Source organism: Allomuricauda sp. MMSF_3307 (assembly GCF_030733585.1).
Lineage (GTDB): Bacteria > Bacteroidota > Bacteroidia > Flavobacteriales > Flavobacteriaceae > Flagellimonas.
The window spans coordinates 717,528-731,468 of sequence record NZ_JASHIQ010000001.1; the positions used below are offsets into that span (position 1 = coordinate 717,528).

The following is a 13,941-nucleotide window of genomic DNA, read 5'->3' on the forward strand; positions in this document are numbered from 1 at the left end:
GAATTGGCACCAATGGGGTTCTTTGTCATTTCGAACCGAGCAGAGCAAGCGTGAGAAATCTTTTGTTTGAGTCCGAAGTCGGAAGCCCGAAGTCCGAAGTCAGTAGTTAAGATGTCATTTCGAGCTGTCACCCTGAGCTTGTCGAAGGGGCAGTCGAGAAATCTATCGGGAGTCGGAAGGCAGTAGGCAGTGGGCAGTGGTCGCTTAGCGGCGGTCATTGAGCGGAGTCGAAATGAGTCGAAGCGACAGTAAGGAGGACTGAAATAGGGAAGTAGTGGGCAGTGCTGGGTGGTAAGTTGGCAGTATACATTTGACACGAATTTCACGAATAGGCTTCTTTGTCATTTGAAATGATCTTTTTGACCTTAAACCTTAAACCTTAAACCCTCAACCTTGAACTTGAACTTGAACTTGAGTTTTCAAACAGATTTCTCAATCGTCACTTCGTTCCTCATGTCGAAATGACCTTTTTTTTGAACCTATGTGTTGAACTTGACACTTGAGTTTAAGTTTTCCGGTTACTTCGCCAGCATCAGTTTGGTAAGAATTCCCCAAAATCACTTTTTTACCCTAAATCCTAAATCCTAAATCCTAAATCCTAAACCCTAAACCCTAAACCCCAAACCCATTTGTTTGTGAAGAAATAGCGGTTGCGAAGTGACATTTCTTATTTTTACGGTCTAAACAGTAAACTCCATACTATGAAAAAATTGTTATTCGCCCTTGTGGCCTGTTTTGCGCTGGCCAACGCCACGGCACAGACTGAAGAAGAACTAAAAGCCCAGATAGCTCCCAAAAAGGATTCCATTGCCGCCATTCAAAAGCGGGTGGATGCCCTACAGGCCAAACTCGATGCCTTGCCCGGCTGGAAAGTGGGCGCTTTTGGAACGATTGGCGGTAGCCTATCAGAATTCAATAATTGGTTTGCGCAGGGCATACCCAATAACTCCTCTGGCAACATCGGATTTACCGTAAATGCCTTTGCCAACCTGAAAGAAGAGAAGTTTTTTTGGAGAAATTCGGCCAATGTGAACCTAGCTTGGGTAAAGCTGGACGATAAGGACGATCCCACCGACGATGACAGTTTCCGACAGGCTACGGATGTATTCAATATTTCTTCCCTGTACGGTAGAAAACTAAGCGAGAAGTTTGCGATTTCTGCCTTGGCGGAATACCGTACCACTTTATTGAGCAATTTTAACGACCCCGGTTACCTTGATTTGGGTGTGGGTGCTACGTGGACGCCCATTTCAGACCTGGTAGTGGTCATACATCCGCTCAACTACAACTTTGTGTTCAGTAGCGAGGATACCATTTTTGAATCGTCCATGGGTGCCAAGATCGTTGCAGACTATACCAAACAAATCGGTGCGGTGAGTTTTAAGAGTAACCTTTCCCTTTTTCAGAGTTATGAGAGTAGCAATTTGAGCAACTGGACCTGGATCAACTCATTTAGTTATACCCTTTGGAAAATGATTGGGGTGGGCTTTGATTTTGGTTTGAGGAACAACAAGCAGGAAACGCTCAATTATATTGTGAACAATGCTCCAACACCAAATCCGGAAGCCACTTTTGATACCATTGACAATGAACTACAAACGTATTGGACCCTTGGGTTGAGCTACAAGTTTTGATGTGCAACTTTTGCATACAAAAAAAGCCCTCTTTGCGGAGGGCTTTTTTGTGGGGTGAAAAATGTTTTTCAAGTTTTTAAGACCATGGCCTAAGTAGGTTAAGATTTGTAAGATCTGTGCGTGACACTAAAATGACTTAAAAACAAAGTGAAAGTAGGTCATCTGTGGTCACGCCCTAAACTTTTGTTGTGAACAGGTCCAAAAATGTTGTGAAATAGGCAATAGGTTGCCTTTCATCGATAAAGTCTACCCCTCACTATATTCATCCAGATGCTCTGGATACAAAAAGTTGTTGTAAGGGAATCGGGTCACATGGATGTTCCTCACCGCGTCGTACACCCGCTTGCGGAATTCGTCCATGTTTTCCTTGTTCAAGGCGGAGATAAAAAGTGCCTTATCGCCCATCTTGTTGAACCAGGTTTTTTTCCAATCCTCCAAGGTAAAGTGGGCCGTGGTTTTTTCCGTGACCAAGTCATCTTCATCGATGGTTTCGGGTTGGTACTGGTCAATTTTATTGAACACCATTATACATGGCTTGTCCGAACTATCGATTTCGTCCAAAATTTGGTTAACGGATGCGATATGCTCTTCAAAATTGGGATGGGATATATCCACAACGTGCAATAAGAGGTCGGCTTCCCGAACTTCGTCCAAGGTACTTTTAAAGCTTTCCACCAACTGGGTGGGCAGTTTTCTGATGAAACCAACGGTGTCGCTCAACAAAAAAGGGAGGTTGCCCAAAACCACTTTTCGCACGGTGGTGTCCAAGGTTGCAAAGAGTTTGTTCTCGGCAAATACATCACTTTTGCTGATTACGTTCATTAAGGTAGATTTACCCACATTGGTGTATCCTACCAAAGCTACACGCACCAGGGAACCCCGGTTGCCCCGTTGGGTTTCCATTTGTCGGTCGATTTTGGCCAGTTTCTTTTTGAGCAGGGCAATGCGATCGCGGACAATACGTCTATCCGTTTCGATTTCCGTTTCACCCGGTCCGCGCATTCCGATACCACCCCTTTGTCGTTCCAAGTGCGTCCAAAGTCCGGTTAGTCGGGGTAAAAGATATTCGTACTGCGCCAGTTCCACCTGGGTACGAGCGTAACTCGTCTGTGCGCGCTGGGCAAAAATATCCAAGATAAGGCTAGTTCGGTCCAGCACCTTACAGCGGAGCAGTTTTTCAATATTGTTTTGCTGGGCAGGGGAGAGTTCATCATCAAAAATAACGGAACCGATTTCGTGTTCCTTCACATATTGACGCACCTCTTCCATTTTACCGCTACCGATATAGGTTTTCGGGTTGGGCACATCGATGCGCTGCACAAATCGTTTCGCCACTTCGCCACCGGCCGTGTAGGTCAAAAACTCCAACTCATCCAAGTATTCCTTTACCTTGTCTTCATCCTGATGTTGGTTCAATACACCGATCAGCACCGCCTTTTCATATTCTATGGACTTCTTTTCTAGCATCAAATGGGTTTAGGATACAAATTTACACAATGTTTGGCAGCTATTTTTGTGGTTCGCTATTGTAATCTTGAGAGCGTACGCAACAACGAATCAAAGTAGGAATAAAGCTACACATCGTAAAAGTGAATTTTCACAACACAAATCGGTAAATCACTATGTATTTCATCGAATAAAGTAGGAATATTATCGATAATACTTACGTTTTCTCATATATTCGTAGTCCAAATCTTACCTAAACTTAAACTATTATGGACTACAGATTTCCTTTTTCGGCTAAGGGAGCAATCTTCTCCATTTTATTTTCGCTTTTGGGCGTGGGTTCCATCCTAGGACAAACACGAGATACCAAAGAGCAAGTTAGTTTCGATTATGAGTACGGAAATATTTCCACATTCATTTCCGAGATGGAAGCCGATTATGAGGCTAAGCTAAAGCTAATAGGTGAGTTGGTCAAATCCAAGAATATTACAGTTACAGAAAAGAGAACCGATGGTACCGAAATTGCACTTGAAGATATCGGTACAGATGGCACTCCTTTATTCTATACAACTTTAAACGACCCTGCATCCCAAACTTCAAGGGCCCATACCCTATATGATAAAGGCCTTCTCAATTTGGGTCTATCAGGAACCCAAATGGAAGTGGGCGTATGGGATTCTGGTGTAGCATTATCTTCCCATCAAGAATTTGATGTTCGTGCCAAAAACGCAGATCAAGCCAATGAAGTAAGTCTGCACGCTACCTTAGTGACCGGAAATTTAATCTCTGCCGGTGTGGAGCCCAATGCTAGAGGAGTTGCCTATGGTGCGGAGGCTTTAACGCACGATTGGAGCCGAGACAAGATTGAAGTGGCCGAAGCTGCTGCCAACGGACTTTTGTTGAGCAACCATTCCTATGGCATACTTTCGGACCGGGTGCCGGATTGGTACTTTGGCGCTTACATTAAAGTTAGCCAAGATTGGGACCGAATCATGTACAATGCGCCACATTATTTGATGGTGACCGCTGCGGGCAATGCACAAAAATCTTACGATAATGATGCCCCCAACTTTGGGAAAACAGCTGATGGGTTCGACTTACTATTGGGCTTTACTACCACTAAAAACGGATTGACCGTGGCCGGTGCCAATACCGAAATCGATGGTAACGGCGATTTAAAAAAGGCATCCGTTGCTGGATATAGCAGTTTTGGACCCGTGGATGATGGTCGTGTAAAGCCAGACTTGGCCGGGGATGGCGGTAACATTCTTTCCACCAGTTCAGCCACCAATAGCAGCTATCAAGTTTCTTCCGGAACGTCCATGGCGGCGCCAGGAGTGACTGGGTCACTTTTGTTGTTGCAACAGTATCATGAAGAGCTTTTTGGTTCGTATATGAAAGCTGCCACCCTTAAGGGATTGGCCCTTCATACGGCTGATGATGTGGATGCCAAGGGACCCGATTACAAAATGGGTTGGGGTATTATGAACGCCAAAGCTGCTGCTGAGGTCCTTCAAAATAAAGACTACACTACTTTGGTAAATGAGGAACGGTTGTCCAACGGGGAAACTTTCACCATTACCGTAAACGCTATGGAAGGAGTTCCGTTGATGGCCTCGATTTCATGGACGGACCCAGCATCGGAAAACATTAACCGAGGAGAATTAAACAGTACCGCTGCCGCTTTAGTGAATGATTTAGACATCCGCATTACCAAGGATGGACAAACGTATTTTCCTTGGAAACTCAATCCAGCCAAAGCAAACGATGCTGCTGCCAAGGGCGATAATAAAGTTGATCCCTTTGAGCGCGTAGAAGTGGAGCAAGCAAGCGGAACCTACACCATCACCATTTCACATAAAGGAACATTGACCACAGGTCTTCAGGATTTTTCCCTGATCGTTACCGGAGCCCAAGTTTCTGAATGTTCGATTGAAACTCCTTCCAATCTGGATTTGGACAATGCTACGGAAGATGGAGCTGCCCTCTCTTGGGAAGAAACCGAAGAAACCCTTTTCGAGATTCAGTATAAAAGTGTGGATTCGGACGAATGGAACAGTGAATTGACTTGGGAAAGCAGCGTTGAGCTTAAAGCCTTGGAAGTAGGTAAGGTTTACGAAGCGCGTGTGCGTTCCATCTGTACCGAAAATGTAGTGTCCGAGTTTTCGGAGCCTATCGAATTTGAGTTTAAGGGAGCTGAAACGGCATTGATTGAAAATGCGCCCATGTTTATTCCCCAAGAATTGAATATTTCAGTGTACCCCAACCCAACCGTGGATTATTTGAACGTAAACGCCGAATTATCCAAAGACGCCGAGTTCTCCATCGTAACCACCTCAGGAAACGTCATTAAGAAAGGAAAGACCCAAGGCTCCATTAATGTATCCTCACTTTCCGCCGGACTATACGTTTTGGTGGTACAAGATTACGCCGGAATTAAGAGTACTAAGTTTTATAAAAACTAATTAGTTGTTTAATTCCGAACGGTTGCTGAGCGGGGGTCATTGAGCGGAGTCGAAATGAGTCGAAGCGTGATGCGGTATCCATTTGAAAAGTTCAAATTCAAACATCAAGTTCAAAAGATGACTGCCCTCTTGGGTCTTGCATCTTGATTCCTGTTTCTTGGCTCCCCACTGAACAAGGTTGTCATTCCACGCTTGACATAGAATCCCATCTGAGTGAGACGCTGAAACAAGTTCAGCGTGACGATAAGAGGTCATTTCGACATGAGGAACGAAGTGACGCTTGAGAAATCTGTTTGAAAAACTCAAATTCAAATTCAAGTATCAAGTTCAAAAGATGACTGTCCTCTTGGGTCTTGCATCTTGATTCCTGTCTGTTGACTCTTATTTCTCGGCTCTTGTTTCAATTTTAATTTCTAAACTTTTTTGATTTCATCATCATGCAATAGCTCCTCATTCTGCAGTCGCAGGAACACTTGGGCCGTAGTCACCACATCCAATTCACAATAGTTGATGATGCGGTCGATGTCCTTTTCCTTATAGAACACATCCTTTACCATACTGCCGTCCATATCTTCTTTTGGGGATGGAATCCCAAGGACATAAGCCAGCAGTTTTAGGGAGGTGTAATGTTTGTAATCGCCAAATTTCCAAAGCTCCATAGTGTCCAAATGGGGCACTTCCCAAGGCTTTTTTCCGAAAAGGTCCAATTTATAGGGAAGGTTAATGCCATTGATCACCATTCTCCGGGCGATATAGGGAAAATCGAACTCCTTGCCATTGTGTGCACATAAGAGGTGCTTGGTTTGGCTAAAATGGTCTTGCAGGAGCTGCTTGAACTGTTTAAGGATTTCAATTTCCTCACCATAAAAGGAAGTGACCCTAAAATTTCGTTGTTCACCTCTGTGCACAAAATAGCCCACGGAGATACAGACAATTTTACCAAACTCGGCCCAAATGCCAGCCCGTTCGTAAAATTCCTCGGGTGTGTATTCGTCCTTGCGTTGGTACTGGGTTTTCTGTTCCCACAATAGTTGGGCGGTTTCCTCCAGATCGGTGAAATTTGGGTGTTGGGGTACGGTCTCGATATCCAAAAAAAGGATATGCTCCAGGTTAAGTTTATAAAGCATGGCAATACATTAAAAAAGAGTCGTCTGCTTGGCAGGACTCTCGTGTTCCAATAACCATTTTTTTCTATGCAGTCCACCTGCATATCCTGTGAGGTCTCCGTTGGTTCCGATGACACGGTGACAAGGAACCACAATCCAAAGTGGATTTTTGCCATTGGCCGAGGCTACTGCACGAATGGCCTTTACGTCACCGAGTTGTTTGGAAAGTTCCAAATAAGAAATGGTTTTTCCAAAGGGAATTTGCAAAAGGGCTTCCCAAACCTTTTTCTGAAAATCGGTTCCCGAAGGATTGAGTTGAAGCTCAAATACCGTTCGGTTTCCTTCAAAATATTCTTCAAGTTGCTCAACGGCATCCTTTAAAACCGCTGGAATTGTACCTTTTGGTTTTTTACTCTCCAATACGGTAATCGAAGCCAGCCCATTTTTATCGCCTATTAACTCTGCGATTCCGATAGGGGTCTGTACGTAAGCATGTTCCATCACTCAATTTCATCTTCATCTTCAATAATTCCTAATCGCTTGGCGCGCGCATGCCAGTTCTTTCTGGCGAGCTTTTGGAGGTCTTCCACGTTGTCACTTTCATCCATGATCTCGAATCCGAGCAAGGTTTCTATCACATCCTCCATAGTCACCAATCCGCTTACCGATCCATACTCGTCCACTACTAAAGAAATGTGTTCGCGTTTCTGCACAAATTTTTTGAAAAGGTCGTTGATGGATTTGCTTCGGTTGGTCACCAACAATTCCCTTCGGATGGTGGCCAAGGTTTCGTTCCCTTTTTTGTTGACGATAGCTTCCAACAATTCATCCTTGAGAAAGAAACCGGTAATGTTGTCCATCCGATCTTTGTACAAGGGTATGCGGGAAAACCGAAGGGGTCTGTTTTTCTCAAAAAACTCCTTGATGGGCATATCTTCAGAGGCAACCTTCATCACCGTTCGCGGTGTCATGACATCCCGCGCCAGAATTTCATCAAAATACAACAGATTTTTGATCATCTTGGACTCCGATTCCTTGAAGACGCCTTCCTCGTGCGCGATTTCCGTCATAGCGCTAAAATCTTCACGGCTCAACACGCTGCCGTGCTCGCCTTTGGCGCCAACGAGTTTGGTGAAGAGTTGCAAAAGCCAGAGCAATCCGGTCCATTTTAAAACGAATACCATGATGTTTAGTGCCTTACTGGTAAAGTTGGCCAGTTGTTTCCAAAAAGTCGCTCCAATGGTCTTTGGAATGATCTCTGAGGCCACCAGAATCAAAATGGTCATCAACGTGGAGACAATTCCGACCATCAAATCTTCCGTAAATGCAAAACCAAAAAGGGTCCGTTCTGTGGTTCCATAGATTTCCGCATACGCTACCTTCGCCTGTACCCCCACCAAAATAGCTCCCACGGTGTGGGCGATGGTATTCAAGGTCAAAATGGCAATAAGCGGTTTGTCCACATCCTTTTTAAGGGATTCCAAGGTGGCAGCGTAATCTTTACCTTCTTGCTTCTTCAGATTGATAAAGGTAGGTGTGACACTGAGGAGCACCGCTTCCAAAATGGAGCATAAAAAGGAAAAGAAAATGGAAATAAGGGCGTAAAAAATGAGTAGTCCCATAGGATGGCCGAATCTTTTGTACCAAGATAGGGAATAGGAATCAATTTTGAATGGGTATCTGCATAGCTTTATAAAAAACATCCTGCAGCGCGGTTCGGATGTTCAGCTCATACAATTGGCGATGGCTACGTGACGGATAAACGCGGTTGGATAGAAAAATAAAGGTCAGCCTGTTTTCAGGGTCGGCCCAGACGAAAGTCCCGGTAAATCCCGAATGGCCAAAACTTTTGGGGCTGGCCAAGGGGGAAGGGTAGGCTTCGCCCAAAGGAAGTTCTGAATTGTTCAGCAGTGGCTTGTCGAAACCCAATCCACGACGGTTGTCGTTTTCGGGATATTGCACTTCGGTAAATTCATTTACGGTTTCGGATGAAATCAATTGTTGGCCATCAACCTTGCCGTAATTCTGATAAAGCAGCATCAACTTGGCGAGGTCGTCCGCTGTGCCGAACAGGCCGGCATTCCCCGACACACCTCCTTTGAGCGACGCATTTTCATCGTGTACCCAACCTTGCACCACCGTTTTTCTAAAAATGGAATCCATTTCGGTGGGAACAATAGCATTTGCGTAATAATTTTCCTTTGGAAGATATCCTAAGGTATGACAACCCAATGGTTGATAGAAATTTTCATCCAAATAGGTTTGATAATCGGTTCCCGTAAGTTGTTCAATCAATTGAGGGAAAATCAAGAACGAAAGTCCCGAATACACATATTTCTTTTCATCGGAGACCTTGGAGCGATTGATGATTCGGTTCATCTTTCGTTCAAAACGATGGTTGATGTAAAGCCCATCGTACACTTGTGCCTTAAATCTTTTGCTGGACGAAGCATCCAAGAACCGCTTTTTGAGGTTGCCATTCTTCCGTAACACTTTTTGCAAAAACACGATATAGGGCACCAAACCTGCTTGATGCGCCAAGATTTCCCGAAGCGTGAGGTCTTTTTTATCCTTTCGGTTTCGCCAAGGCTTCCAATACTGGCTGAAAGGTTCATCCAAATCGAGCTTTCCCTCATCCACCAGCTTCATCAAAGCAGGCAAGGGTCCCGAGATTTTGGTGACAGAGGCCAAATCGTACAAATCGTTCAAAGCTACCGTCCGGATGCTGTCGTAGGTATGAAAACCATAGGCTTTGTGGAAAATAATGGTATCGTTCTTTGCCACCAAGAGCTGCGCTCCGGGAAAAGCCAAGCTATCGATGCCCATTTCCATGATGGAGTCTACCTTTTGGTGGATGAAAGCCTCATCGAACCCTAATTGGGAGGGTAAGGCATGGATAAGCTGTCTTTGGGCAAACCCCCAATGCATCACTAAAGTGAAGAAGAGTATCGAAGCGGTTCGTATTTTCATTTTGGCTGAGGTTTATCCCAAAGTTCGGATAAAATCCTTCGCAAAATACGATGCGATTATATCCGCACCTGCTCTTTTGATGGCCGTGAGCTGTTCCAGCATAACCGCATCGTGGTCCAACCAACCTTTTTCAGCAGCGGCTTTTACCATGGCGTACTCCCCGGAAACTTGGTAAACGGCTACGGGTACTTCGACTTCATTTTTGATTTCTCGAACAATGTCCAAATAGCACAAACCTGGTTTCACCATTACGATATCAGCTCCCTCATCAATATCCATTTGAGTTTCCTTAATGGCTTCATACCGATTGGCATAATCCATTTGATAGGATTTTTTGTCCTTGGGCACATTGGCGATATCCACTGGTGCAGAATCCAACGCATCGCGGAAGGGACCGTAAAAGGCACTGGCATATTTTGCCGAATAGGCCATAATCCCTGTATTGATGAATCCTTCATCTTCCAAGGCTTCGCGAATGGTCAAGATCCGGCCATCCATCATATCGCTGGGTGCCACAAAATCAGCACCTGCCTGTGCGTGGGACACGCTCATTTCAGCCAGAACTTCGGCGGTTTCATCATTCAGGATTTGCCCTTCTGCCACGATACCGTCATGACCATAGGATGAAAAGGGGTCAAGGGCAATATCCGTCATCACTAGCATTTGGGGACAGGCATTTTTTACGGTTTTTATGGCACGCTGCATCAAACCGTTGGGGTTTAGGGCTTCGGTGCCTTTGTTGTCCTTCAGCTTATCGGCCACTTTAACAAAAAGGAGCACGGAACACAATCCCATTTTCCAAAGTTCCTTTACTTCCTTCTCCAACTGGTCCAAACTCAACCTAAAATAATTGGGCATGGATGGAATTTCCTCTCGGATTCCCTTTCCTTCGGTCACAAACAGCGGAACCAAAAAGTCATCGGGTGTCAAGGTGGTTTCCCGAACCAATCTCCGGATGGATTCGGAGGCACGGAGTCTTCTATTTCGTATAAGTGGGTACATATGCTAAGTATTAAGTGTTGATCAAATGTCTATTTCCCCGGTCAAATAAAGCACGGCCTTGCCCGATATTTTTACGCGGTCGCCCAAATATTCACATACCAAATCGCCTCCCCTTTTGGAAAGTTGCTTGGCCGTCATTTTGGTTTTTTGAAGAACTTCCGTCCAATACGGAACCAAAGAGGTATGGGCCGAACCGGTTACAGGATCTTCGGGAACACCGCAGGCCGGGGCAAAAAAACGGGAAACAAAGTCCACTTCGTCCCCAGGCGCTGTCACAATAACCCCACGAACATCCAATTGCGCCAACAAATGATGGTTGGGTTCCAAAGCTTCTATCTCTTTTTGGGAACGATAGACCATCAAGTAATCGGTTTTCCCTTTCAGGGTTTTTATTGGACTTTGTCCAATAGCAACGTCCAACTCGTCAACATTTTGAATGGCAATCAGGTGGTCTGTAGGGAAATCCAAGGTAAGCCAACCATTATCAGCCTTGTCAACGCTGAGGTTTCCACTGCGCGGAGAATAAAACTGAATGGTATTTTCGTCAAATTCATAAAAATGAAATAGCACGAAAGCAGTCGCTAAAGTGGCATGGCCGCAAAGATCCACTTCCACTTCTGGGGTAAACCAGCGAATCTCGTACTGTTCATCTTTTTTGACTGCAAAGGCTGTTTCGGCCAGATTATTCTCTTGGGCTATCTTTTGCATCAACTCCGGACTCAACCAAGAATTTAGGATGCAGACGGCGGCCGGGTTACCGCCAAAAGTCCGGTTGGTGAAGGCATCGATTTGATATATTTTCTGTCTCATAAGCTAGGTTTGGTATCAAAACTACGGATTAAACCCAATTTTTCGGCGCTTTTAGCACTTCTATCAGTTTGGCTTCCTCACTTCCTTTCTCTGGATGATGGTCGTAGCGCCACTGTACGTGCGGAGGTAGACTCATCAGTATACTTTCGATACGGCCATTGGTTTTGAGCCCAAAAAGGGTGCCTTTGTCGTGTACCAAATTGAATTCCACGTAGCGGCCACGACGAATTTCTTGCCAGTCGCGTTGTTCTTTGGTGTAGGGGAGATTCTTCCTTTTTTCAACAATGGGTGCATAGGCTTCCAAGAAACTATCGCCAACCTCGGTTACGAAGTTGTACCAATCTTCCATGCTGGTTGCATCCGTAGCCTTGCAGTAATCGAAAAATAATCCGCCAACCCCACGGGCTTCATTTCTATGGGCATTCCAGAAATATTCGTCGCATTTCTTTTTGTAGGTGGGATAAAACTCTGGATGATGTGCATCACAGGCCTTTTTGCACGTCTTATGAAAATGAACGGCATCCTCATCAAACAAATAGTAAGGGGTGAGGTCCTGTCCGCCGCCAAACCATTGATCTAGGATGTTCCCATCCTTGTCATACATTTCAAAATACCGCCAGTTGGCATGTACGGTGGGAACCATTGGACTTTTGGGGTGAATCACCAAACTGAGGCCGCAAGCAAAGAAATCCACGTCTTCCACACCAAAGTAATTTTGCATGCTTTTGGGCAGTGGACCGTGTACCTTGGAAATGTTGACACCGCCTTTTTCAAAAACAGCGCCGTTTTCAATCACCCGGGTTCTGCCCCCTCCTCCTTCTTCACGCTCCCAAAAATCCTGTTGAAATTTTGCCACGCCGTCCAATTCTTCCAATTTGGTGGTGATGGTATCTTGTAGTTGCTGAATGTACTTGTAAAATTTATCCTTCATTGCTCTAAAATATGTACCATTCGGTTTTTATATTCAGACAGGTCTGTGTCAGTGTCAATTTTAATGGAATCCGAGGTCATTTCCTTCATCAATGCTACGATTTCCTGCTCGGATTTTAGTAGGTGTTGTGTAAAAACCAATCGACCAACCTCATTGTTGTGCAAATCCATGGCCCTTGGCAGGGGTTGATTTGGAAATGAATCCTCGTGCCAATCCGTCACTTTTTTGGCCCAAGCTAAAACGGTCTCTTCGTTGCTGTGCCAATAAAAGCATCTTTTCGCAATCAAATAATTCCAAAAAGCATGTCTAAAGGCATTGGCGGACCCATTTTTATGATGCAACTTTCCATAATTTTGGGTAGAGATGGCGATGCAGTCCTTCGTAGCCTTAATAGTGGGCAGCACCAGATGGGGGCGGCTCAAACCAATACCTATAACTTTCAGTATATTTTTTAAATCGACCCGTTTTAGTACTGTAACAAGGTTCACCCTTTGTATTCTTTTACCGCGTCAATAAACGCTTTTGCGTTTTCTACAGGAATGGTGGGCAATATGCCGTGGCCCAAGTTCACAATGTATTTATCCTTGCCAAAATCACGGATCATTTGCGTGACCATTTCCTTGATTTTCTCAGGTGGGGACAGTAAACGTGCGGGATCAAAATTCCCTTGAAGCGTAATGTTTCCACCGGTCAAATACCTCGCGTTTTGTGCGGAACAGGTCCAATCCACCCCAACAGCCGAAGCGCCGGAGTTGGCCATTTCTTTGAGGGCAAACCAGCAACCTTTTCCAAACACAATAACGGGAGCTTCATCTTTTAAAGCATCAACAATCTGCTGAATGTATTTCCACGAAAATTCTTGGTAGTCCTGTGGTGAGAGCATGCCGCCCCACGAATCAAAAACTTGCACCGCGTTTACCCCGGCCTTCACCTTGGCCTTGAGGTAGGCAATGGTGGTGTCGGTTATTTTTTGAAGCAGTTCATGTGCAGCTTCAGGCTGGGTAAAACAGAACCCTCGTGCCTTATCGAAACTTTTGCTACCCTGTCCCTCCACACAATAGCAGAGAATGGTCCAGGGTGAACCTGCAAACCCGATCAAGGGAACTTCGTCGTTCAACTTTTCCTTGGTCATGGTAATTGCATCCATCACATACCCCAAAGAATCTTGGATATCGGGAACGATTACTTTGTCCAAATCTGCTTGGGACCGGATAGGGTTGGGGAGGTAAGGTCCAAAATTGGGTTTCATCTGTACCTCAATGTCCATAGCCTGTGGAATCACCAAAATATCGCTGAACAGAATGGCCGCATCCATGCCGTAGCGGCGTATGGGCTGCACGGTAATTTCCGAAGCCAATTCAGGAGTCTGGCAACGGGTAAAGAAATCGTATTTTTTACGGAGTTCCATAAACTCGGGCAAATAGCGCCCTGCTTGTCGCATCATCCATACGGGTGGACGTTCAACGGTTTCACCTTTTAAAGCTTGAAGGAACAAGTCGTTTTTGATCATAAATTTTAATTTGTCATTCCTGTGCAGACAGGAATCTTTTTATTGTTTTCAATGTTGAACGATGCTT

12 protein-coding genes are annotated in these 13,941 nt (G+C 45.0%); 2 read left to right on the plus strand and 10 right to left on the minus strand.

From position 1 onward, the window contains the following. The first annotated feature begins 701 nt into the window (after positions 1-701). Positions 702-1,634 (plus strand): DUF3078 domain-containing protein, encoded by a 933-nt coding sequence (locus RBB12_RS03160; RefSeq protein ID WP_306012760.1) that lies wholly within the window; start codon positions 702-704, stop codon positions 1,632-1,634. 246 nt (positions 1,635-1,880) lie between these two features. Here the strand turns inward: RBB12_RS03160 and hflX are convergent, their stop codons facing one another. Beyond that, positions 1,881-3,101 carry a GTPase HflX gene (gene hflX / locus RBB12_RS03165; RefSeq protein WP_306012761.1) on the minus strand — a complete coding sequence of 407 codons (1,221 nt, stop codon included), beginning with the start codon at positions 3,099-3,101 and terminating at the stop codon, positions 1,881-1,883. A gap of 248 nt (positions 3,102-3,349) precedes the next feature. Here hflX and RBB12_RS03170 point away from each other — a divergent pair, with 248 nt between their 5' ends. Then, a complete protein-coding gene (locus RBB12_RS03170) occupies positions 3,350-5,545 on the plus strand; it encodes a S8 family serine peptidase (protein WP_306012762.1) in 2,196 nt (731 codons plus the stop codon). Between the two features lie 413 nt (positions 5,546-5,958). Here RBB12_RS03170 and RBB12_RS03175 read toward each other — a convergent pair whose 3' ends face one another. The 9 genes from RBB12_RS03175 to hemE are packed head-to-tail and all read right to left on the minus strand — an operon-like array spanning position 5,959 to position 13,874. Continuing rightward, complete coding sequence (locus RBB12_RS03175; RefSeq protein WP_306012763.1) at positions 5,959-6,672, minus strand: 3'-5' exonuclease; 714 nt, start codon at positions 6,670-6,672, stop codon at positions 5,959-5,961. A 9-nt stretch (positions 6,673-6,681) separates the two neighbouring features. Beyond that, positions 6,682-7,152, minus strand: coding sequence for a methylated-DNA--[protein]-cysteine S-methyltransferase (locus RBB12_RS03180; protein WP_306012764.1), 471 nt, complete (start codon positions 7,150-7,152; stop codon positions 6,682-6,684). Next, on the minus strand, positions 7,152-8,273 hold the full coding sequence (locus RBB12_RS03185) for a CNNM domain-containing protein (RefSeq protein ID WP_179383342.1): 1,122 nt from the start codon (positions 8,271-8,273) through the stop codon (positions 7,152-7,154). The genes RBB12_RS03180 and RBB12_RS03185 overlap by 1 nt, the downstream gene beginning before the upstream one ends. Before the next feature lie 40 nt (positions 8,274-8,313). Beyond that, the gene (locus tag RBB12_RS03190) at positions 8,314-9,621 is read right to left on the minus strand and encodes a serine hydrolase (protein ID WP_306012765.1); all 1,308 of its coding nucleotides are present in this window, start codon (positions 9,619-9,621) and stop codon (positions 8,314-8,316) included. Between the two features lie 12 nt (positions 9,622-9,633). Beyond that, on the minus strand, positions 9,634-10,623 hold the full coding sequence (gene hemB, locus RBB12_RS03195; RefSeq protein WP_306012766.1) for a porphobilinogen synthase: 990 nt from the start codon (positions 10,621-10,623) through the stop codon (positions 9,634-9,636). A gap of 21 nt (positions 10,624-10,644) precedes the next feature. Further along, positions 10,645-11,433 (minus strand): PhzF family phenazine biosynthesis protein, encoded by a 789-nt coding sequence (locus RBB12_RS03200; RefSeq protein WP_306012767.1) that lies wholly within the window; start codon positions 11,431-11,433, stop codon positions 10,645-10,647. Between the two features lie 28 nt (positions 11,434-11,461). Then, entirely contained in the window at positions 11,462-12,364 is a 903-nt protein-coding gene (gene hemF, locus RBB12_RS03205) for an oxygen-dependent coproporphyrinogen oxidase (protein WP_306012768.1), read from the minus strand. Further along, positions 12,361-12,852, minus strand: coding sequence for a DUF6973 domain-containing protein (locus tag RBB12_RS03210; RefSeq protein ID WP_306012769.1), 492 nt, complete (start codon positions 12,850-12,852; stop codon positions 12,361-12,363). Before RBB12_RS03210 ends, hemF begins: the two co-directional genes overlap by 4 nt. Continuing rightward, on the minus strand, positions 12,849-13,874 hold the full coding sequence (gene hemE / locus RBB12_RS03215; RefSeq protein WP_306012770.1) for a uroporphyrinogen decarboxylase: 1,026 nt from the start codon (positions 13,872-13,874) through the stop codon (positions 12,849-12,851). The genes RBB12_RS03210 and hemE overlap by 4 nt, the downstream gene beginning before the upstream one ends. Positions 13,875-13,941: the final 67 nt, after the last annotated feature.